Here is a 21,724-nt window from a genome sequence, read left to right as displayed (position 1 = left end):
GGGAACGATCATTGTGCTGTCTGTCAGGCGCAGCAGTTACCCGCTGCTAATTCCTTGAGGATCGGGCAATCGGGCCGATGATCGCCCTGGCAGTGCTCCATCAGGTCCTGCAAGGTATCGCGCAGTTGCCCCAGCTCGCGAATCTTGTGATTGAGCTCGTCGATGTGCTGGCGCGCCAAGGCTTTTACGTCGGCGCTGGCTCGCTGGCGGTCTTCCCACAGGGTCAGCAACTTGCCGACTTCTTCCAGTGAAAACCCCAGGTCCCGCGAGCGCTTGATGAACGTCAGGGTGTGCAGGTCATCGTGGCCGTATACGCGGTAGCCGCTGTCGGTGCGGTGGGCGGTTTTCAGCAGGCCAATGGATTCGTAGTAGCGAATCATCTTCGCGCTTAGCCCGCTGGTGCGGGCGGCTTGGCCGATGTTCATGGGCGTTGATCCTCCAAGTCCTTGGGTTTCCAGGTTTTCAACAACAGGGCGTTACTCACCACGCTGACGCTGGATAAGGCCATGGCGGCGCCAGCCAGTACCGGGTTGAGCAGGCCGAAGGCGGCCAGGGGAATGCCGATCAAGTTATACACAAAGGCCCAGAACAGATTCTGTCGAATTTTCGCGTAGGTCTTGCGGCTGATCTCCAGGGCGGCCGGCACCAGGCGCGGGTCGCCACGCATCAAGGTAATGCCGGCGGCGTGCATGGCTACGTCGGTGCCGCCGCCCATGGCGATGCCGATATCGGCAGCGGCCAGGGCGGGCGCATCGTTGATACCGTCGCCGACCATGGCCACCACGCCGGTTTTTTTCAGCTCGGCCACGGCAGCGGCTTTATAGGCAGGCAGTACTTCGGCATGCACATCGTCGATGCCCAAGGCCTCGGCCACCACCCGTGCACTGCCGTGGTTATCGCCGGTGATCAAGTGGCTGCTGATGTGCTGCGCCTTGAGTTGCTGCACGGCCTGCAACGCGCCGGGCTTGAGCGTGTCGCCAAAGGCAAACAGCCCCAGCACGCGGGGTTGCGCGCCTTGCTCGATCAGCCAGGACAAGGTGCGGCCTTCGGCTTCCCATTCCTTGGCACGCGGGCCTAAATCGCCTGCGTCCAGGCCGGTCTCTTCCAGCAAGCGGCGATTGCCCAGCGCCAATGGACGACCGTCGAGCGTACCTGCAATGCCGCGCCCGGTCAGGGATTGGCTGGCGCTCACATCGGCCACGTCCAAGCCTCGTTCGCGGCAAGCATCCAGCACTGCCTTGGCCAGTGGGTGCTCACTGCCGCGTTGCAAGGCGCCGGCCTGTTGCAACAACAGGGCTTCGTTGCCATCCACGGCCGCCAAGTGGGCAATGTTGGGCGCGCCGGAGGTGAGGGTGCCGGTTTTGTCGAACACCACGGCGCTCACGGCATGGGCGCGCTCCAGGGCTTCGGCGTCCTTGATCAGGATGCCGTGGCGCGCTGCGACGCCGGTGCCAGCCATGATCGCGGTCGGCGTGGCCAGGCCCAAGGCACAAGGGCAGGCGATCACCAATACGGCGACCGCATTGATGATGGCGGTTTCCAGGGAGGCACCGTACAGCCACCAGCCCACCACGGTGATCAGCGCCAATACCAGCACGGCGGGTACGAACACCTGGCTGACTTTATCCACCAGTTTCTGGATCGGTGCCTTGGCGGCCTGAGCGTCTTCGACCAGGCGGATGATGCGCGCCAGCACGCTTTCCGCGCCCAGGGCGAGGGTGCGCACCAGCAAACGGCCTTCACCATTGATGGCGCCACCGGTGACCGCGTCGCCGGGTTGTTTGGGCACCGGCAGGCTTTCGCCGCTGATCAGCGCTTCATCGGCATGGCTCTGGCCCTCCACCACCTCACCGTCCACCGGGAAGCGTTCGCCTGGTTTGACCAGCACCAGGTCACCGTGCTTCAAGGCACTGATGGCGACGTCTTCTTCGCGGCCGTCCTGCACGCGGATCGCCCGTTCCGGACGCAAGGCTTCAAGGGCGCGGATGGCGCTGGCGGTCTGGCGCTTGGCGCGGCTTTCCAGGTATTTGCCCAGCAGTACCAAGGCGATTACCACCGCCGAGGCTTCGAAGTACAGGTGCGGCGTCACGCCTGGGGCGGCGGTGAGCCATTCATAGATACTCAGGCCGTAGCCGGCACTGGTGCCGATCGCCACCAGCAGGTCCATATTGCCGGCGCCGGCGCGCACGGCTTTCCAGGCGGCGACATAGAAGCGCGCACCCAGGATGAATTGCACTGGCGTGGCCAGGGCAAACTGTATCCAGGCGGGGAGCATCCAGTGCAGGCCGAAGGGTTCTACCAGCATCGGCAGCACCAAGGGCAACGCCAGCAGAATGCCCGCCACCAGCGACCAGCGCTCGCGGCGCAGACGCCGGGCCTGATCGGCGTCGGTGGCGGTTTCGCTTTGGGGCAGGGTGGCGGTGTAGCCGGCCTTGTCGACGGCGGCGATCAGCACGCTGGGGTCCATCTGGCCCTGTACTTCGATGTGCGCGCGTTCATTGGCCAGGTTGACGCTGACACGTTGCACGCCCGGCACCTTGCCCAGCGCGCGCTCGACCCGCCCGGCACAGCTGGCACAGGTCATGCCGCCGATGGGCAGGTCAAAGGTGGTGGATCCATTCATGGGGCAGTCCTCCAAGAGAAGTTGCCACTAGGATCAACCTTAACCTGTGGGGAAGGTCAAGCCCGATCGTTCCCACGCTCTGCGATCGTCCCCACGCTCTGCGTGGGAATGCAGCCCGTGACGCTCCGCGTCACCCTGGCGTTGAAGTAGTGCCTTGTACCCGGGACGCGGAGCGTCCGATGAGGCGTTCCCACGCAGAGCGTGGGAACGATCGTGGGGTTACTCAGTATTCCAATGCCGCAGCTTTGAGGTACATGCCGTCCGGGCCCAGGGCAATGCGCAATTTGCGTACATCACCGGCTTTCAAAGTGATGTTCTGCGCGGCAGGTGCGAGCATGCCCGGCTGACAGCCTGGCGCTTGGCCCGGCAAAAGCTTCAGGCGCAGCGACGTATCGCCGGGGGGAAGATTGAATGAAGTGGCCTGTTCCTGGAACAGACGCCCGGCGAGTTGGTCCTGGATATACAGGCCGATCTCGCAGTAGGTCGGCACTTCCAGGCGTTCGCGGGAAATAATCAGCACTGCATAATCTTCAGCAGCGAGGGCCTGGGGCGCAGCGGCAGGCAAGCTCATCAGGCCGGCAAGGGCAAAAAACAACCAGCGCATGGCGAATGCTCCGTGGTTCACAGCTAGGAAGGTTGAAGCTTGGCCGACGTCGCCGCCGAATACCAGCCCGGCAGAAATACTGAGAACTTGACCTTGCCATCATGGCAAGCTCGACACTGGGCTCAACCTCATCAAAGGAGTCATGTCATGCAAATATTCAGCGTTGAAGGAATGACCTGCGGCCATTGTGTTAAAGCGGTGACCCAGGCGGTACAGAGCCAGGATCCGGCGGCGAGTGTGGAAGTCGATTTGAAGGCCAAAGAAGTGCGGGTGGCAAGCGGTCTGTCCTCGGACAAAGTGATCGACCTGATTACCGAGGAAGGCTACAGCGCCAAGCTGGCGTGATTTTTCTGATCGTTAGCCACCTAACGTAATGTTCATGGCACCCAAGCGCGGCTAGACTGTTGAGCTGCCGACTCACTTGGGTGTCTGATGAACCTTCGCATAATCCTGATTCTGGGCGCCTTGAGCGCCTTCGCGCCGTTGGCGATCGATTTTTACCTGCCGGGCTTTCCGGCAATGGCCACGGCCTTCGCCACTGACGAAAAACATATCCAGCTGACCCTGGCCGTGTATTTCGCCGGCCTGGCCATTGGTCAATTGATCTACGGGCCGTTGGCCGACCGCTTTGGCCGGCGTGTGCCGCTGCTCAGCGGCGTCACCCTGTTTACCCTCGCGTCTTTCGCTTGTGCGTATGCGCCGTCCCTGGAATGGCTGATTGGCGCGCGCTTCGTGCAGGCCCTTGGCGGGTGTGCGGGCATGGTGATTTCCCGGGCGGTGGTCAGTGACAAATGCGATGCCGTGGGCTCGGCCAAGGTGTATTCGCAACTGATGCTGGTGACCGGCCTGGCCCCGATCCTGGCGCCATTGGCCGGTGGCCTGATGGTCGGCGTGTGGGGCTGGCAGTCGATTTTCCTGGCGTTGTCGTTGTTCAGCGTGATGGCGGCCATCGCGGTGGCGGTCGGGTTGCCGGAAACCTTCCCTGCCGATCAGCCGCGCCAGCCGTTGTCGGGCTCGTTGCGCCGCTACGGCTCGCTACTGTCAGACCGGGTGTACCTGGGTTATGCCTTGACCGGCGGCATCTCGATTGCCGGGATGTTTGCCTACATCGCCGGCTCCCCCTTCGTGTTTATCAAGCTCTATGGCGTGCCGGCCGAGCATTACGGCTGGTTGTTCGGCTCCAACGCCGCGGGCTTTATCCTGGTGGCGCAACTGAACGCACGCTTGCTGGCCAAGCGCGGCCCGGCGTTTTTGCTGTCGCGCACTGTGTGGGTGTACGTGGCGGCGGCGTTGACGCTGTTGGGGATTGCCGCGTTGCGTACCGAGGCGCTATGGCCGTTGTTGGTGCCGCTGTTTATCTGTATCGCCAGCCTGGGCTGTATTTTGCCGAATACCTCGGCCTGTGCCATGAGCGGGCAGGGCGCTCGGGCCGGCAGCGCGTCGGCGTTGCTCGGTTGCATTCAGTTCGGTGTGGCGGCAGGCGCGGCGTCGTTGGTCGGCGTGTTGCACGACGGCACGGCGATGCCGATGGCCATGGTCATCAGCCTATGCGGTGTGCTGGCGGTGACCATTGCCATGGCGACTCAGCGCCTGCAACGGGCAAGGGCCGTACAGGCGCAGGTCTGAAGTTGGTCTCAGCCAGCGGAACGTTGCTGGTTGAGAGGGAAGCGATGGGGCGCCTGGATCCGGGCTTGCAGCGTGTCGGCAAAAGCGCGGGCCTCGGCCTCACTGCGAAAGTTGATGGCCTCGCCGTCGAGACGAACTTGCCATTGGCTGCCTGGGGATTTTGCTAACGCTTTTATCAGGATTTTCATTGCTGACTTCCTCACGTAAAAGAATCGTGGCAAAGGCGGCCAATATAAACCTGAACGGGCTCATAAAGATGACAAGGATCAACTCTCGGACTAATGGTGTCGTCCATTACCTACGTAGATAACGGACGACGCTGACAGCCGTTTTTTCAGAACCCTTCCAGCACGATCTTGCCCTTGGCCTTGCCGCTTTCCAGCAGGGCGTGGGCGCGGCGCAGGTTCGCCGCATTGATCACGCCGAAGTGCTCGCCTACCGTGGTTTTCAGGATGCCGGCGTCGATCAGTTCGGCCACGCGGTTGAGCAGGTTGTGCTGCTCGATCATGTCTGGCGTCTCGAACATCGAACGGGTGTACATGAACTCCCAGTGCAGCGACAGGCTCTTGCGCTTGAGCTTGCTCACATCCAGGGCCTTGGGATCGTCGATCAACGCCAGCTTGCCTTGGGGTTGCAGCGCTTCGACCAGTTGGTCCAGGTGATGCTCGGTCTGGGTCAGGCTGGCAACGTGGGTGACATGCCCGTGCCCGGCCTGTTTCAACGCTTCGCTCAGCGGCTGGCTGTGGTCGATCACCAGGTGTGCGCCCAGGGCCTTGGCCCATGCCTGGGTCTCGGGGCGTGAGGCGGTGCCGATGACCTTCAGCGCCGTGAGCTGGTTAGCCAGTTGAGTCAGGATCGACCCCACACCACCGGCAGCGCCGACGATCAGCAGGCTCTGGCCTTGATCGTCTTTGCCTTCAGCCACCTGCAAACGTTCGAACAACAGCTCCCACGCGGTGATGGCGGTCAGCGGCAATGCGGCCGCTTCGGCAAACCCCAGGCTCTTGGGCATATGGCCGACGATGCGTTCATCCACGGTGTGCAGTTCGCTGTTGCCGCCTGGGCGTACCAGGGAACCGGCGTAGTACACCTTGTCGCCGGCCTTGAACAACGTCACGTCACTGCCGACCGCCTTGACCACACCCGCCACGTCCCAACCCAGCACTTTGGCGGCGCCATTTTCCGGGGCGACGTTCTGGCGCACTTTGGTGTCCACCGGGTTGACCGAGATGGCTTTGACTTCCACCAACAGGTCACGGGGGCCGGCCTCGGGGGCTGGTAGTTCGATGTCTTGCAGGGATTTTGGATCGTTGATCGGCAGTGAGGCGTAGTAGGCGATGGCTTTCATGATGACTCCAAGTGAATACGGTCAAGGTAGGAGCGAGCTTGCTCGCGAAAAGCGTTAACGATGACGCGGTGTTTCTGGTTTAACGCGTCGGTCTTTAGGTTTTCGCGAGCAAGCTCGCTCCTACAGAAAAAAGGCGGGATCAGGCGAGAAATTTCAGGCGCTTGAGTTCGAAGTGTTCGATCACATCGGCGGCCTTGGCGCGAAAGCTCTGGATATGCGCGCTCTGGTCGTGGTCGGCCAGCGCCGCGTCATCGCTCCAGCGCTCGAGCATGTAGAAGGTCTCGGGGTGTTGCAGGTCCTGGTGCAGGTCGTACTGCTCGCAACCGGCTTCCAGGCGGGTCGGTTCCAGCAGGCCGCGCAGCAGGGTTTCCAGGGTGGCGTGCTGGCCGGGTTTGGCGATCAGCGTGGCGATGACATTAAAAGCGGTGGACATAGTCGACTCCTGGCACGGGCTAACGGGATGGGCAGATGATTGGCTATTTCCCACGCCGATAAAAGCGGCTAAAACAGCAGGCTGTTTCAACCAAATATTGATAATGGACAGGAATGCATGCTGCGTTTTGATGATTTACAGTTGTTTGTGCGGGCGGCGGACTTGGGCAGCCTGTCGGCCGCGGCGCGAGTCATGGACCTGTCGCCGGCGGTGGCCAGCGCCGCGCTCAAGCGGATCGAACAGCAACTGGGTACGCGCTTGCTGGCACGTTCCACCCGCAGCCTGCGCCTGACGGCCGAGGGCGAGGGCTTCCTGGAGTATGCGCGGGCGTCACTGAGCGCGCTGGATGAAGGGCGGCGCCTATTGGCCAGTGGCCAGGATCACGTCAGTGGTGTGCTGCAATTGTCCGCACCCTCGGATTTTGGTCGCAACCAACTGTTGCCGTGGCTGGATGCGTTCCAGCAGGAGCATCCGCAACTGAACGTGCGCCTGTTGCTTGGTGATCGCATCGCCGACCTGTTCCGCCAGCCCGTGGACATTGCCCTGCGCTACGGCGAACCCGAAGACTCCAGCCTGATTGCGCTGCCCATCGCCCCGGACAATATTCGCGTGCTCTGCGCTGCGCCCAGTTACCTCGCCCGGCATGGCGAGCCGCGGCATCTGGAACAATTGGCCCAGCACAATTGCCTGCTGTACATGCTCGGCAGCCGCGTCCACGACCACTGGGGTTTTTACGATGGCAAGCGCCACGTAAGCCTGACGGTCAGCGGCGATCGCTTCAGCGATGACGCTGATGTGGTGCGCCGCTGGGCGGTGGCGGGCATGGGCATCGCCTACAAGTCGTGGCTGGATGTGAGCACCGATGTGTTGGCCGGGCGCTTGCGTTTGATCCTGCCGGAACTGCAGGGCGAGCGCACCCCGCTCAACTTGCTGTGCGCCCACCGTGCGCAATTGAGTAAACCCATCAATCTGCTGCGGGACATGCTCGTGTCCCGTTGTACGACATTGACCGCGCAGCGACCGGGGTGAATGGGTTCTCGGCAATAGCCTGCGCCACGCTCGGAAGTTTCACTCATACCCTGTCCTGATCTGCATTGTCAGACGCCGCGGAGCCTATGGCCTGCGCACCTATACTTGGGCGTCAACCGCAGCAGAAAAAATGGTTTAACAGGGAGTGAATACATGGGAGCAGCACCTTGCATCAGTCAGATCGCCAGCTTGCTCGCCGAGCCTAAACGCACGGCCATGCTCTGGGCCTTGATGGACGGTTCGGCGAAGTCTTCAGAAGAACTGGCGGCTCTGGCCGAGTTGTCGCCAGCGTCAGCCAATGCGCATTTGGCGCGGCTGACCGGCAGCGGCCTGTTGCGGATCGAAGCGCGGCGGGGCCAGCGCCTGTTTCGGGTAGCGGCCGCCGATGTCAGTGCCGCCATCGATGCGTTGGCCAGCACCACCATGGCCAGCGCGGCCCGCAGCACTCCGGATGTGTTGCCGCCGGCGCTGCGGGCACCGCCGTTGCTGCGCCGCGCCCGCTGGTGCCACGGCCACCTCGGCGGCGAGCTGGCGGCGCAGCTGTATCAACGGATGCTGGAGGCCGGATGGATCGAGCGCCATGAGCCGCGTACCGAAGTGACGCCCAAGGGTGTGCAGGCGTTGGCGGAACTGGGCATTTTCACTCAGGCACTGGCAACGCCGCTGGCCTGCGACTGCTTCGACTGGAGCCAGCAACAACCCCACCTGGGCGGTGCGTTGGGGGCGGGCTTGATGCAGCTGTTTTTGCAGGCGAACTGGATCAGCGTGATCAACGAATCTCGGGCCTTGTCTTTCACTGATGTAGGGCTTGAGCACATAACCCGCATCGCCAAACTGTAGGAGCGAGCGTGCTCGCGAAAAACGTGAGTGCGCCGCGTTTTATGCAGATGCCCCGCGTTATCGTTGACGATCTTCGCGAGCGAGCTCGCTCCTACAGGAGTTGGCGTCGTTCTCAGGTGTTGTCAGGTCGCATCCAGCAATAGCCGGCGCAAACGATGTCGCACACTCGTAAGGGGGATTTTTCATACGAGGGGTGCAGCATGGGTAGGCAGGGTTATAGCGCGGCGGAACGCCTGGAACGGTTGCCCATCAGCGGTTACCACCGAATCATTTTCATCATCATCGCCCTGGCGTTTTTTTTCGACTCCATGGACCTGGCGATGATGACCTTCCTGTTGGGCTCGATCAAAACCGAGTTTGGCCTGAGCACGGCCCAGGCCGGGTTGCTGGCCAGTTCGAGTTTTTTCGGCATGGTGGTGGGCGCTTCGCTGTCCGGGATGCTTGCTGATCGCTTTGGGCGTAAACCGGTGTTCCAGTGGAGCATCGTACTCTGGGGCCTGGCGAGCTACCTGTGTTCCACGGCGCAAACGGTGGAGACACTGACGTTGTTCCGGATCTTGCTGGGCATTGGCATGGGTATGGAGTTTCCCATTGCCCAGTCGATGCTGTCGGAGCTGATACCGGCCAAGCGACGTGGACGTTACATCGCCTTGATGGATGGTTTCTGGCCATTGGGTTTTGTGGCGGCGGGCGTGTTGTCTTACTTCTTGTTGCCGGTGATTGGCTGGCGCGACATCTTCCTGGTGTTGGCGATACCGGCGGTGTTTGTGCTGGCCATCCGTTTCTTTATCCCGGAGTCGCCGCGTTGGCTGGAACAGGCGGGGCGCCATGAGGCGGCGAACAAGGTCTTGCTGGGTATCGAGCAGAAGGTGCGCGATTCCCTGGGCCGCGCCGACTTGCCGGAGCCGATCGCCTTGCCACGGATCGAGAGTGCGCCGGGGACGTTTTTCTCCGCGTTCCAGCAGCTGTGGTCGGCGCAATACCGCCGGCGCACGATGATGATCTGGAGTGTGTGGTTCTTCGCCCTGCTCGGGTTCTATGGGTTGACGTCGTGGTTGAGTGCGTTGTTGCAGCAATCGGGTTTTGCCGTGACTCAGTCGGTGTATTACACGGTGATCATTTCCCTGGGCGGAATTCCAGGCTTTTTGATGGCCGCGTGGTTGGTCGAGCGCTGGGGACGCAAGCCCGTGTGCGTGGTCACCTTATTGGGCGGCGGGGTGATGGCGTTTCTGTATGGGCAGAGCGCAGTGTTTGGCGGCAACGTGGGCCTGCTGATCACCTCGGGGTTGTTGATGCAGTTCTTCCTGTTTGGCATGTGGGCGGTGCTGTACACCTACACACCGGAGTTGTATCCCACCTCGGCACGTGCGACCGGCTCGGGGTTTGCGTCGGCGATTGGGCGGGTTGGCTCGTTGCTGGGGCCGTTGGTGACCGGGTTGGTGTTCCCGATAACCGGGCAGGGCGGGGTATTTGCCTTGGGCGCGCTGTGCTTTGCGGTGGCGGCGCTGGTGGTGTGGCTGTTTGGGATGGAGACCAAGGGCAAGACCCTGGAAGAACTCACACAGGCTTGAAGCTGATGGGGTCAATGTGGGAGCCGGGCTTGCCCGCGATAGCGGTAGGTCAGGTAATAAGAGGCTGGCTGATACACCGCTATCGCAGGCAAGCCAGCTCCCACAGTTTGAGTCCAGGTCTATTCAGTTATGGCTTCACGAGCCGCGCATCCAGGCTGTTCTGTGCCAGGCGTTTGGCCTGGTCCTGGGTCATGCCCAGGCTGGTGTGCAGCGCATGGAAGTTCTCGGTGACGTAACCGCCGAAGTACGCGGGGTCATCCGAGTTCACTGTAACCTTCACGCCACGTTCGAGCATGTCGAGGATGTTGTGCTGGGCCATGTCGTCGAACACGCAGAGCTTGGTGTTGGACAGCGGGCACACGGTCAACGGGATCTGCTCGTCGATGATGCGCTGCATCAAGCGCTCATCTTCGATGGCGCGCACGCCATGGTCGATGCGCTGGATTTTCAGCAGGTCGATGGCTTCCCAGATGTACTCGGGCGGGCCTTCTTCACCGGCGTGGGCCACGGTCAAAAAGCCTTCGTGACGGGCACGGTCGAACACGCGCTGGAACTTGCTCGGTGGGTGGCCCATTTCCGAACTGTCCAGGCCCACGGCCACGAACGCGTCACGGAACGGCAGCGCCTGGTCGAGGGTTTTCTGCGCTTCGTCTTCGCTCAGGTGGCGCAGGAAGCTGAGGATCAAACCGCTGGTGATGCCCAGTTGCTGCTCGCCGTCTTTGAGTGCAGCGGCGATGCCGTTGAGCACCACTTCGAACGGCACGCCACGGTCGGTGTGGGTTTGCGGGTCGAAGAAGGGTTCGGTGTGGATCACGTTCTGGGCTTTGCAGCGCAGCAGGTAGGCCCAGGTCAGGTCGTAGAAGTCCTGGGATGTGCGCAGTACATCGGCGCCCTTGTAATACAGGTCGAGAAACTCTTGCAGGTTGTTGAAGGCGTAGGCCTTGCGCAGGGTTTCGACGTCGTTCCATGGCAGCGCAATCTTGTTGCGCTCGGCCAGGGCGAACAGCAGCTCAGGCTCCAGCGAGCCTTCCAGGTGCAGGTGCAATTCAGCCTTGGGCAGGGCGTTGAGCCAATCGTACATTTTTAAAATCTCATCAGGTGCAATGGCGGCATTCTACAGGCCATGGCTGAAATAATCGGCAAAACCTGACCAGCAGGAGAGTATTTCTGTCACTCACGCAAGGGCGGCCTGAACTAAGGTGTAACGAAACGTTAGCGGCTCGGCGCAGTCTGTACCCCATCAAAGACTGATTTGTTGTACGAAAAGGCCCGGAATGCTCACATCCCTCAAGCAAGAAAAATTCATGCTGCTGGCGCTGATTGCCGCCATCGCCGCCTACCCGCTGGAACACTGGATGCTCCACAGCGGCCAACTGGTTGCGCTGCTGGCCGGCTTTGCGCTGATCGCGTTTATCGTGATGGCATCGATGCGCGTGGCCCATCACGCCGAGCAGTTGGCGGAAAAAGTCGGCGACCCCTACGGCACCATGATCCTGACCCTCGCCGCCGTATTGGTGGAAGTGGTGATCCTGGCGATCATGATGAGCAACGAGCCATCCCCCACTTTGGTGCGCGACACCATTTACTCGGCGGTGATGCTGGATATCAACGGCATCCTCGGCCTGGCTGCGCTGATGGGCGGTATCAAGCATGGCGAACAGTCCTACAACGATGACTCGGCGCGCACCTACAGCGTGATGATCCTTACCGCCATGGGTGTGTCGATGGTGGTGCCGGAATTTATCCCCGAAGCCGACTGGAAAATTTACTCGGCCTTCACCATTGGCGCGATGGTGGTGCTTTACACCTTGTTTTTGCGCATGCAGGTGGGGCCGCACAGTTATTTCTTCAGCTACAGCTACCCGGAAAAACGCCGCAAGAAACAGCCCGAAGACGAGCACGCGCCGTCTGTCAGCCTGACGTTTTCCATTGCGACCCTGGTGTTTGGGGTGATCGTGATTGGCGCGTTGGCCGAGGTGATGTCAAAGACCCTCGACCTGGGCCTGGAAGGCACAGGCGCACCGCCGGTGATTACCGCGATTGTGGTGGCGGCTATTTCGGCCGCGCCGGAAATCCTCACGGCACTGCGCGCCGCGTTGGCCAACCGCATGCAGTCGGTGGTCAACATCGCGCTGGGGGCTTCGTTGTCTACGGTGATTCTGACGGTGCCGGTGATGGAAGCCATGGCGCTCTATACCGGGCAGCCGTTCCAGATGGCGATGACGCCGGTGCAAACGGTGATGGTGTTTATCACCCTGATCGTCAGCGCGATCAACCTCAACGATGGTGAAACCAATGCGATAGAAGGGATGACGCATTTTGTGTTGTTTGCGACTTTTATCATGCTGTCGCTGTTGGGGCTTTAACCCGATTTGAAAGGTGCCGCAGTTCCAAGGTGGGAGCGGGCTTGCTCGCTCCCACATTTTGGTTGGCGCCTGGCTTAGGTGCCCGCGATCAACTGCCGCGCCGCCTGGCTGTGATCGGCGATCAAGCCCTTGAGGTCAAGGCCTTCGACTTGGCCGTTGATCACCCGCCACTTGCCACCAATCATCACTCGGTCTGCCCGGTCCGCGCCGCACAGCAGCAGCGCGGAAATGGGGTCATGGCTGCCGGAGAAGCGCAGTTCATCGAGTTTGAACAGTGCCAGGTCCGCCTGCTTGCCTACGGCCAACTCGCCAATGTCCGTGCGCCCCAGCAACTGTGCCGAGCCCTTGGTGGCCCAGCCCAATACGCCTTCGGGGGTGATCTTTTCCGCGCCATAACGCAGGCGCTGGATGTACAGGGCCTGACGCGCTTCAAGGATCATGTTCGAAGCGTCGTTGGAGGCCGAGCCGTCCACGCCCAAGCCGATGGGGGCGCCGGCGGCAAGCAGGTCCAGGGTAGGGCAGATGCCGGAGGCCAGGCGCATATTCGAGCTTGGGCAATGGCAGATGCCGGTGCCGGCGGCGCCCAGGCGCTCGATTTCGTCCGGGTTGAAGTGAATGCCGTGGGCCAGCCAGGTGCGCGGGCCAAGCCAGCCGACGCTGTCGAGGTAATCCACGGTACGCAGCCCGAAGCGTTGCAGGCAGAAATCTTCCTCATCGAGGGTTTCCGCCAAGTGGGTGTGCAGGCGCACGTCCAACTGGTTGGCCAGCTCGGCACTGGCTTGCATGATTTCGGGGGTGACGGAAAACGGCGAGCACGGCGCCAGGGCGATCTGGATCTGCGCGCCGTCACCGCGCTGGTGATATTCGCGGATCAGGCGCTGGCTGTCGTCGAGGATCACTTGGCCTTGCTGCACGGTTTGCTGCGGCGGCAGGCCGCCATCGGCTTCGCCCAGGCTCATGGAACCGCGGGTGAGCATGGCGCGCATGCCCAGTTCGCGCACGGTCTCGACCTGCACATCAATGGCGTTTTCCAAACCATCGGGGAACAGGTAGTGGTGATCGGCCGCCGTGGTGCAGCCCGAGAGCAGCAGTTCAGCCAAGGCGACTTTGCTGGCCAGGGCGAGTTTTTCCGGCGTGAGCCGCGCCCATACCGGGTACAGGGTTTTCAGCCAGGGAAACAGCGGCTGGTTGACCACCGGGCCCCAGGCGCGGGTCAGGGTTTGATAGAAGTGGTGGTGTGTATTGATCAGCCCAGGCAGCACCACATGCTCGCGGGCATCGAACACCTGCGCGCAGGGTTGTGCAGGCGCTTGCCCTTGGGCCAGCACTTCGGTGATGACACCGTCTTGCAGCACCAGGCCGCCACGGGCATCGAGGCCATTGGCAGTGAAAATCGCGAGGGGGTTTTTTAACCAGATACGGGTCGCAGGCATTGGCCGGCTCCTCTGAATGATGGGTTCAGGTTTGCCAGCTCAGTGTTGCCCTGTCTGCTGATCCAGGGTCGCCGGGAAGGGCGAGGTGGGCAGTTTACCTCTGTGGGGGCGAGCTTGCTCGCGAAAATCGTCAACGATGACGCGGGCTGTCTGGTTTAACGCGTTGCCTGGGCGTTCTTCGCGAGCAAGCTCGCTCCTACAGTTTGGGGATTACCAGGCGATGGTGTCGCCTTTGTAGTCGACGAAGTGATGGCCGCCTTTGCCGGTGTAGGCATTTACCTGGTCCACCAGGCCGCGCACGCTGGTCTCGACGTCGATGTGGGCGTTTTCGCCGCCCATGTCGGTCTTCACCCAGCCCGGATGCAGCGATAGCACCGTCGGCTTGGGCTCGCCCAGTTGCGTGATAAAGCTATTGGTCATCGAATTGAGCGCGGCTTTGCTGGCCTTGTACAGCGCCAGGTCCGAGCCGTCGGGAATGGTCACGCTGCCCAGTACCGAACTCATGAAGGCCAGCACGCCGGTGTCTTTGCGGATCTGCCCGACAAAACGCTGGGCCAGGTTGATCGGCGCCACGGCGTTGGTGAAGAACAACTGGCCGACTTCCGCCAGGGTCGCGTGGCCGGGTTCCTGGTTGGCCGGGCCCTTGACGCCGGCGTTGACGAACAGCAGGTCGAAGGTACGGTCTTTCAGGCGTTGGGCCAGGGCGATCACGGCTTGCTGATCGTCCATATCCAACTTCTCGATCTGCACCGGCCCCACGGCTTTCAGGGCATCGGCCTTGTTCGGGTCGCGCACGGTCGCGGTCACGTCCCAGCCGTCCTGGAGCAGTTGCTTGACCAGGCCAAGGCCCAGCCCGCGCGAGGCGCCGATGATCAGTGCGGTTTTTGGCGTAGACATGAAAGGCTTCCTTTGAAATCGCGGTTCAGGGAGTTCAGCGCATAACAGTAGCAGTTTCAGCGTTCGAGCAGGATGCGCCCACGGCTCAGGTCGGCGAGCTGGGTTTGCAGGGTGTCGATGTGCGCCTCCCCCAGGGCGAGCTGCAGCTCTACGCCGTTGGCGGTGAAGGTTTCTTCCACCACAAGCCCGCCGAGTTCAGCGACACGCAGCTTCACCAGGTTCAGTTCAGAGAACCCGCAGGCGCAACGCAGGGGGACGCGGCTGATCAGCTCGATGCGTTCGGCATTCTGCAGGCATTTATTGGCCCCGCCGCCATAGGCCCGGGCCAATCCACCCGTGCCCAGTTGAATGCCGCCGTACCAGCGGATCACCAAGACGGTCACCTGATCAAAGCCCTGGGCCTCGATGGCCGCAAGAATCGGGCGCCCGGCGGTGCCTCCGGGTTCGCCGTCATCGCTGCTGCGGTATTGATCGCCCAGCTTCCAGGCCCAGCAGTTGTGCGTGGCGTTGAGGTCGCTGTGCTGCTCGAAAAACGCCTGGGCGTCTTGCGGGCTGGTAATCGGCGCCGCCAAGGTGATAAAGCGACTTTTGCGTATTTCTTCACGAAACTCGCAAAAGCCGGTGAGCGTAAAAGACATAAATTGCTTCGTTTATAGGGCTGGCTTGATGCCGCAGCCTTTGAGAATGATATGGATCAGGTTGGTGCCAGCATCTTCCATGTCCTGCTTGGTCAGCTTGGTGCGACCGGTAACACGGCAGATCTGGGTGGCGAAGTCAGCGTAGTGCTGGGTGCTGCCCCACAGCAGGAAGATCAGGTGCACGGGGTCGACGGGGTCCATTTTGCCAGCGTCGATCCAGGCCTGGAACACCGCGGCACGGCCACTGAACCAGGCCCGATAGTCCTGGCCGAAATATTCAGTGAGGCATTGGCCGCCGCTGATGATCTCCATGGCGAAGATCCGCGAGGCCTGGGGCTGGCGGCGCGAGAATTCCATCTTGGTGCGGATGTAACGAGCGAGCGCCACGGCCGGGTCATCTTCGGCGGTCAGCGCGTTGAAGGTGCTGTCCCACAGTTCGAGGATATTGCTCAGCACCGCGACGTACAGGCCCAGCTTGTTGGTGAAATAGTAGTGCAAGTTGGCCTTGGGCAGCCCGGCACTGGCAGCGATGGTGTTCATGCTGGTGCCTTTGTAGCCATGACGCGCGAATTCATCTTCAGCAGCCTGGAGAATCGCTTGTTCGTTCTTTTGCCGAATGCGGCTGGCGGGTTTACCGGCGTGGTTGCTGTGGGCAGGAACTTCGAGGCTCATGGAGGTTTCCGTGCTGATCGATAGAGACGACGTGTGCACAGATAACCCACCCTCAAGCCTCAGACAAGTCCTGATGCAATAAAACCGTCAAAGCGGTTCCAGGCTGTCGCGTTCCGGGTTGTGGTTTGCGGCGGCGGTACTTGCCTTGGCCTCCGGCAGTAACAGGCACAACACAATGGCGGTGATGCCGCCGCTGGTGATGGCGGAGTCGAACAGGTTCTGCACCAGAGTCGGCATCAGGTGCAGCAGGTTGGGTTGCGCGGCGATACCCAGGCCAACGCCGAACGAGGTGGCGATGATCAGCATGCTGCGTCGGTCCAGCGGCGCCTGGGCGAGGATGCGCACGCCTGCCGCGGCCACGCTGCCGAACATCACCAGGGTGGCGCCGCCCAGTACCGGCTTGGGGATTTGCTGCAGTACAGCGCCGATCAGCGGAAACAGGCCCAGACAGAACAGCAACACGCCGATGTATAAACCGACATAACGGCTGGCCACGCCGGTGAGTTGGATCACGCCATTGTTCTGGGCAAACGTGGTGTTGGGGAAGGCGCTGAAAGTGGCGGCGATCATGCAGCTCACCCCATCGCCGAGCACGCCGCCCTTGAGCCGGCTTATATAAGAAGGGCCGCTGATGGGCTGGCGGGCAATCATGCAATTGGCGGTGAGATCGCCGACGGTTTCGATGCTGCTGATCAGATAAATCAACGCAATCGGCAGGAAGGCGCTCCAGTCGAAGTTGAAACCAAAGCGGAATGGTGTAGGCAGGCTGACCAGTGGCAAGTCAGGCAAAGCCTGGGGAATCAGTTTGCCGCTGAACCACGCCGCCAGGCTGCCCAGGGCCAGGCCGATGATGATGGCCGACAAACGTACCCAGGGCGTGTTCGAGCGGTTGAGCAGGATGATCGTCAGTACCACGAACAGGCCCAGCGCCAGGTTGGCGGGGGCGCCGAAGTCCGGTGCATTGAAACCGCCGCCGAGGTCGGTGATGCCCACTTTGATCAGGCTGATGCCGATCAGCGTAATCACAATGCCGGTCACCAGCGGTGTGATCACGCGGCGCAGCTGGCCGATAAAGCGGCTCAATACGATCTGCACTGCCGCGCCGAAGAAGCACACGCCGAAGATCATCGCCAGAATGTCTTCCGGGCTGCCACCGCGTTGCTTGACCAGAAAGCCTGCTGACAACACCGCGCCGAGAAACGCAAAGCTGGTGCCTTGCAGGCAGATCATACCGGCACCGATGCCAAACGGCCTGCGTGCCTGGATAAAGGTGCCTACGCCGGAAACCATCAACGCCATGCTGATCAGGTAGGGCAGGTGAGCGGTGAGGCCGAGGGTGGAGCCAATAATCAGCGGCGGCGTAATGATGCCGACGAACGCCGCCAGTACATGTTGCAGCGCCGCGAGGAGAGCGGGCAGTGGTTTCGGCCGGTCGTTGAGGCCGTAGATCAGGTCGCTGGGGCTGGAGGATTCTGGGGGCATGGCGGGTCAACTCAAGGCGAACGGTTCAAGGTCCTTGAGTGCTTGCAAAAAGCTGTCCATGTGCTCAGCTTTTTGTGCAAGGCCCGAATTAGCGGGTGGCAGCCAGGCTTTCGAGGAAACTTTCCAGCACCAAATGAGGGCGACGACCCTTGCGCGTGACCGATGCCAGGCTCAAATCGTAAAAACGTGTCGCCGGTTTCAGCGCACGCAGTCGGCCTTGTTGTACCCACAGGCTGGCGTAATGATCGGGCAAGTAGCCGATATAGCGCCCGGTGAGAATCAGGAACGCCATGCCTTCACGGTCTGAGGCGCTGGCGGTGCAGTTGAGCGCCTGGTAATGGGCCTGGATCTCCGCGGGCAAGCGGAAGGTGGGGGCGATGGCGTCCTGGCTGTCAATGCGTTCGTCGTCGAGTTGCTTGTTGTCGGCGTAAAACAGCGGGTGGCCGACCGCGCAATAGAGCAAGGAGCGTTCGCTGTACAGCGGCTGGTATTCCAGGCCCGACAGTGCGCTGGCCTGGGGCACCACACCGACGTGCAGGCGACCGTCGAGTACGCCTTGCTCCACTTCATTGGGGGCGATCATGCGGATCTGGATCTGCACGTCCGGGCCGCGTTCCTTCAGCTGCGCCAATGCGTGGGTGATGCGCATATGGGGCAGGGTCACCAGGTTGTCGGTGAGGCCAATGATCAACTCTCCGCGCAAATGTTGATGCAGGCCGTTGACTTCGGTGCGAAAACTTTCCAGGGCACTCAGCAGTTGCAGGGCAGATTGATAAACCTCGCGGCCTTCTTCTGTCAGAGAGAACCCGGCGCGGCCGCGTTGGCAGAGCCTCAGCCCGAGCCGTTGTTCAAGGTCGCTCATCTGCTGGCTGATGGCCGAGCGCCCGATGCCAAGGACGGTTTCCGCTGCCGAGAAGCCGCCGCACTCCACCACGCTGCGAAAGATGCGCAGCAGGCGAATATCGAAGTCACTGACTTGTGCCAAAGGGTCGGGACGACGGCTGCTCATAGTTTAGTGAAGTCCTGACTGAAGGTTAGAAGAGTTGGATTTCACCGACTTTATCCCCGTGGCAATTTAGCTGCAACAACGCTTTTTCAATCCCGACGCTGCCTTTTGCCCTGCGAGGTTTTGCTGATGAACATGCCCGAAAACGCCCCATCGTCCCTGGCCAGCCAATTGAAGCTGGATGCGCACTGGATGCCTTACACCGCCAACCGCAACTTCCAGCGTGATCCTCGCCTGATCGTGGCCGCTGAAGGTAGCTGGTTGACCGATGACAAGGGGCGCAAGGTCTATGATTCGTTGTCGGGCCTGTGGACCTGTGGCGCCGGGCATACGCGCAAGGAAATCCAGGAAGCGGTCGCCAAGCAATTGGGCACCTTGGACTACTCCCCAGGCTTTCAGTACGGTCATCCGTTGTCCTTCCAGTTGGCGGAAAAGATCACCGACCTGACCCCAGGCAACCTCAATCATGTGTTCTTTACCGATTCGGGCTCTGAATGCGCCGATACAGCGGTGAAAATGGTGCGGGCCTACTGGCGCCTGAAAGGCCAGGCCACCAAGACCAAGATGATTGGTCGCGCCCGGGGTTACCACGGCGTGAACATCGCCGGTACCAGCCTGGGCGGTGTGAACGGTAACCGTAAGCTGTTTGGCCAGGCGATGATGGATGTTGACCATCTGCCTCACACCTTGCTGGCCAGCAATGCCTTCTCCCGGGGTATGCCGGAGCAGGGTGGTATTGCCTTGGCCGATGAGTTGCTCAAGCTGATCGAGCTGCATGACGCGTCGAACATCGCCGCCGTGTTTGTCGAGCCGATGGCCGGTTCCGCTGGCGTATTGGTGCCACCGCAGGGTTATCTCAAGCGCCTGCGCGAAATTTGCGACCAGCACAATATCCTGTTGGTGTTTGACGAAGTGATCACAGGCTTTGGCCGCACCGGCTCGATGTTCGGTGCCGACAGCTTCGGCGTGACCCCGGACCTGATGTGCATCGCCAAGCAAGTCACCAACGGCGCTATCCCGATGGGCGCGGTGATTGCCAGCAGCGAGATCTACCAGACCTTCATGAACCAGGCGACGCCGGAATACGCCGTGGAATTCCCCCACGGCTACACCTACTCGGCGCACCCGGTGGCTTGCGCGGCGGGATTGGCGGCATTGGACCTGTTGCAGAAAGAAAACCTGGTGCAGAGCGTGGCTGAAGTCGCGCCGCACTTTGAGAATGCGCTGCACGGTTTGAAAGGCAGCAAGAATGTGATCGACATTCGCAACTACGGCCTGGCCGGTGCGATCCAGATTGCCCCGCGCGATGGGGATGCCATCGTGCGCCCATTCGAGGCCGGCATGGCGTTGTGGAAGGCCGGTTTCTATGTGCGTTTTGGCGGTGACACCCTGCAGTTCGGCCCAACCTTCAACAGCAAGCCGCAGGACCTGGACCGTCTGTTTGACGCGGTCGGCGAAGTGCTGAACAAGATCGACTGATTTCTCCTTCTATATAGAACAATTTTTCAGGAGCCCTGCATGAGCCTTATCCAGCATTTGATCAACGGTGAACTGGTCAACGACAGCGGTCGTAGTGCCGACGTCTATAACCCGTCTACCGGCCAGGTGATTCACCAGGTGCCGTTGGCCAGTCGTGAAACCATTCAACAGGCGATTGATTCGGCCAAGGCTGCGTTTCCGGCCTGGCGCAATACGCCGCCAGCCAAGCGTGCCCAAGTGATGTTCCGTTTCAAGCAATTGCTGGAGCAGAACGAAGCACGGATCTCGCAGTTGATCAGCGAAGAACATGGCAAGACCTTGGAAGACGCAGCGGGTGAGCTCAAGCGTGGGATCGAGAACGTGGAATACGCGTGCTCGGCACCGGAGATTCTCAAGGGTGAATACAGCCGCAACGTAGGGCCGAACATCGATGCGTGGTCGGACTTCCAGCCGTTGGGCGTGGTGGCGGGTATCACCCCGTTCAACTTCCCGGCGATGGTGCCGTTGTGGATGTACCCGCTGGCGATCGTCTGCGGTAACTGTTTCATCCTTAAACCTTCAGAGCGCGACCCGAGTTCGACGTTGTTGATCGCGCAGCTGTTGCAGGAAGCCGGGCTGCCTAGAGGCGTGCTCAGTGTGGTGCATGGCGACAAGGGCGCGGTGGATGCGCTGATCGAAGCGCCGGAAGTCAAAGCCTTGAGTTTTGTAGGCTCTACGCCGATTGCCGAGTACATCTATTCCGAAGCGACCAAACGTGGCAAGCGTGTGCAGGCGCTGGGCGGGGCGAAGAATCACGCGGTGCTGATGCCGGATGCAGACCTGGATAACGCGGTGAGTGCCCTGATGGGCGCAGCTTATGGTTCCTGCGGTGAGCGTTGCATGGCGATCTCGGTGGCGGTGTGCGTGGGCGATCAGGTGGCGGATGCGTTGATCGCCAAGCTGGTGCCGCAGGTCAAGGCGTTGAAGATTGGTGCGGGCACTTCTTGCGGGCTGGATATGGGCCCGTTGGTGACGGGGCAGGCGCGGGATAAAGTCAGTGGTTATATAGAAGACGGTGTGTCGGCGGGTGCTGAGTTGGTGGTTGATGGCCGTGGCTTGAGTGTTGCCGGGCATGAGCAAGGATTCTTCCTTGGCGGTAGCTTGTTTGACCGCGTCACCCCGCAGATGCGTATCTATAAAGAAGAGATCTTTGGGCCGGTGCTATGCGTAGTGCGGGTGGATAGCCTGGAAGCGGCGATGCAGCTGATCAACGAGCATGAATACGGCAACGGTACTTGCATCTTCACCCGTGACGGTGAAGCGGCGCGTCTGTTCTGTGATGAGATTGAAGTCGGCATGGTGGGCGTTAACGTGCCGCTGCCAGTGCCGGTTGCGTATCACAGCTTTGGCGGGTGGAAACGTTCGCTGTTTGGCGATTTGCATGCCTATGGTCCGGACGGGGTGCGTTTCTATACCCGTCGCAAGGCGATCACCCAGCGTTGGCCGCAACGGGCCAGCCATGAAGCGTCGCAATTCGCCTTTCCTAGTCTGTAAGGCTCGGTAGGTAGAAGGCCGGCCCCTTGGGGCCGGCCTTTGCGTCATTGGGGCTTTTTTGACCTATATGACAGAAATGTGAAAAAGAAGGTTGACGGCAGATTCTGGAAGCCTATAATTCGCCCCACTTCCGGCGCAGTCGAA

At 61.1% G+C, this 21,724-nt stretch carries 21 protein-coding genes; 8 read left to right on the top strand and 13 right to left on the bottom strand.

Translation table 11 applies throughout. The features are described from left to right. Window positions 1-23: 23 nt before the first annotated feature. From cueR to QK296_RS24860, 3 genes are all read right to left on the bottom strand, one after another. Entirely contained in the window at window positions 24-425 is a 402-nt protein-coding gene (gene cueR, locus QK296_RS24870) for a Cu(I)-responsive transcriptional regulator (protein ID WP_003188242.1), read from the bottom strand. Further along, on the bottom strand, window positions 422-2,623 hold the full coding sequence (locus QK296_RS24865) for a heavy metal translocating P-type ATPase (RefSeq protein ID WP_094775234.1): 2,202 nt from the start codon (window positions 2,621-2,623) through the stop codon (window positions 422-424). The genes cueR and QK296_RS24865 overlap by 4 nt, the downstream gene beginning before the upstream one ends. Before the next feature lie 223 nt (window positions 2,624-2,846). Then, window positions 2,847-3,227: a hypothetical protein gene (locus tag QK296_RS24860; protein WP_003188246.1), complete on the bottom strand. Its 381-nt coding sequence runs from the start codon at window positions 3,225-3,227 to the stop codon at window positions 2,847-2,849. Between the two features lie 147 nt (window positions 3,228-3,374). Between QK296_RS24860 and QK296_RS24855 the strand changes: the two genes are divergently transcribed. Continuing rightward, window positions 3,375-3,572: a cation transporter gene (locus QK296_RS24855; protein ID WP_003188247.1), complete on the top strand. Its 198-nt coding sequence runs from the start codon at window positions 3,375-3,377 to the stop codon at window positions 3,570-3,572. Window positions 3,573-3,659: 87 nt separating this feature from the next. Continuing rightward, window positions 3,660-4,853 carry a multidrug effflux MFS transporter gene (locus QK296_RS24850; protein WP_003188248.1) on the top strand — a complete coding sequence of 398 codons (1,194 nt, stop codon included), beginning with the start codon at window positions 3,660-3,662 and terminating at the stop codon, window positions 4,851-4,853. A gap of 8 nt (window positions 4,854-4,861) precedes the next feature. Here the strand turns inward: QK296_RS24850 and QK296_RS24845 are convergent, their stop codons facing one another. The 3 genes from QK296_RS24845 to QK296_RS24835 form a co-directional block, all read right to left on the bottom strand. After that, window positions 4,862-5,041, bottom strand: coding sequence for a hypothetical protein (locus QK296_RS24845; RefSeq protein ID WP_003188250.1), 180 nt, complete (start codon window positions 5,039-5,041; stop codon window positions 4,862-4,864). A 146-nt stretch (window positions 5,042-5,187) separates the two neighbouring features. Beyond that, a complete protein-coding gene (locus tag QK296_RS24840) occupies window positions 5,188-6,201 on the bottom strand; it encodes a zinc-binding alcohol dehydrogenase family protein (protein WP_003188251.1) in 1,014 nt (337 codons plus the stop codon). 139 nt (window positions 6,202-6,340) lie between these two features. Next, window positions 6,341-6,634: a putative quinol monooxygenase gene (locus QK296_RS24835; RefSeq protein WP_003188253.1), complete on the bottom strand. Its 294-nt coding sequence runs from the start codon at window positions 6,632-6,634 to the stop codon at window positions 6,341-6,343. A 117-nt stretch (window positions 6,635-6,751) separates the two neighbouring features. Between QK296_RS24835 and QK296_RS24830 the strand changes: the two genes are divergently transcribed. The 3 genes from QK296_RS24830 to QK296_RS24820 all read left to right on the top strand — a co-directional run bounded on the left by QK296_RS24830 (window position 6,752) and on the right by QK296_RS24820 (window position 10,074). Continuing rightward, entirely contained in the window at window positions 6,752-7,663 is a 912-nt protein-coding gene (locus tag QK296_RS24830) for a LysR family transcriptional regulator (protein ID WP_169856981.1), read from the top strand. A gap of 153 nt (window positions 7,664-7,816) precedes the next feature. Next, window positions 7,817-8,503 (top strand): helix-turn-helix transcriptional regulator, encoded by a 687-nt coding sequence (locus tag QK296_RS24825; protein WP_003188257.1) that lies wholly within the window; start codon window positions 7,817-7,819, stop codon window positions 8,501-8,503. 200 nt (window positions 8,504-8,703) lie between these two features. Next, window positions 8,704-10,074 carry an MFS transporter gene (locus QK296_RS24820; protein WP_137205432.1) on the top strand — a complete coding sequence of 457 codons (1,371 nt, stop codon included), beginning with the start codon at window positions 8,704-8,706 and terminating at the stop codon, window positions 10,072-10,074. 127 nt (window positions 10,075-10,201) lie between these two features. Here the strand turns inward: QK296_RS24820 and QK296_RS24815 are convergent, their stop codons facing one another. Next, a complete protein-coding gene (locus QK296_RS24815) occupies window positions 10,202-11,155 on the bottom strand; it encodes an adenosine deaminase (RefSeq protein WP_014716772.1) in 954 nt (317 codons plus the stop codon). Window positions 11,156-11,348: 193 nt separating this feature from the next. On the opposite strand from QK296_RS24815, the gene QK296_RS24810 reads away from it, so the two are divergent. Continuing rightward, window positions 11,349-12,440 (top strand): calcium:proton antiporter, encoded by a 1,092-nt coding sequence (locus QK296_RS24810; RefSeq protein WP_003188263.1) that lies wholly within the window; start codon window positions 11,349-11,351, stop codon window positions 12,438-12,440. Window positions 12,441-12,514: 74 nt separating this feature from the next. Here QK296_RS24810 and QK296_RS24805 read toward each other — a convergent pair whose 3' ends face one another. The 6 genes from QK296_RS24805 to QK296_RS24780 form a co-directional block, all read right to left on the bottom strand. Beyond that, window positions 12,515-13,873 carry an 8-oxoguanine deaminase gene (locus QK296_RS24805; RefSeq protein ID WP_003188265.1) on the bottom strand — a complete coding sequence of 453 codons (1,359 nt, stop codon included), beginning with the start codon at window positions 13,871-13,873 and terminating at the stop codon, window positions 12,515-12,517. A 210-nt stretch (window positions 13,874-14,083) separates the two neighbouring features. Further along, the gene (locus tag QK296_RS24800; protein WP_003188266.1) at window positions 14,084-14,770 is read right to left on the bottom strand and encodes an SDR family oxidoreductase; all 687 of its coding nucleotides are present in this window, start codon (window positions 14,768-14,770) and stop codon (window positions 14,084-14,086) included. 56 nt (window positions 14,771-14,826) lie between these two features. Then, window positions 14,827-15,408, bottom strand: coding sequence for a YigZ family protein (locus tag QK296_RS24795; RefSeq protein ID WP_003188267.1), 582 nt, complete (start codon window positions 15,406-15,408; stop codon window positions 14,827-14,829). Window positions 15,409-15,420: 12 nt separating this feature from the next. Then, window positions 15,421-16,080, bottom strand: coding sequence for a TetR/AcrR family transcriptional regulator (locus tag QK296_RS24790; protein WP_003188268.1), 660 nt, complete (start codon window positions 16,078-16,080; stop codon window positions 15,421-15,423). Window positions 16,081-16,167: 87 nt separating this feature from the next. Then, complete coding sequence (locus QK296_RS24785; RefSeq protein WP_003188269.1) at window positions 16,168-17,562, bottom strand: nucleobase:cation symporter-2 family protein; 1,395 nt, start codon at window positions 17,560-17,562, stop codon at window positions 16,168-16,170. Between the two features lie 88 nt (window positions 17,563-17,650). After that, the gene (locus tag QK296_RS24780) at window positions 17,651-18,571 is read right to left on the bottom strand and encodes a LysR family transcriptional regulator (RefSeq protein ID WP_003188270.1); all 921 of its coding nucleotides are present in this window, start codon (window positions 18,569-18,571) and stop codon (window positions 17,651-17,653) included. 126 nt (window positions 18,572-18,697) lie between these two features. Between QK296_RS24780 and QK296_RS24775 the strand changes: the two genes are divergently transcribed. Together QK296_RS24775 and QK296_RS24770 are read left to right on the top strand one after the other, a co-directional pair. Further along, window positions 18,698-20,047 (top strand): aspartate aminotransferase family protein, encoded by a 1,350-nt coding sequence (locus tag QK296_RS24775; RefSeq protein WP_003188272.1) that lies wholly within the window; start codon window positions 18,698-18,700, stop codon window positions 20,045-20,047. A 39-nt stretch (window positions 20,048-20,086) separates the two neighbouring features. Continuing rightward, window positions 20,087-21,580 (top strand): CoA-acylating methylmalonate-semialdehyde dehydrogenase, encoded by a 1,494-nt coding sequence (locus QK296_RS24770; protein ID WP_169856982.1) that lies wholly within the window; start codon window positions 20,087-20,089, stop codon window positions 21,578-21,580. Window positions 21,581-21,724: the final 144 nt, after the last annotated feature.

Source organism: Pseudomonas sp. AL10 (assembly GCF_029960685.1).
GTDB lineage: Bacteria > Pseudomonadota > Gammaproteobacteria > Pseudomonadales > Pseudomonadaceae > Aquipseudomonas > Aquipseudomonas lactis.
This window is presented reverse-complemented; position numbering and strand designations above follow the sequence as displayed.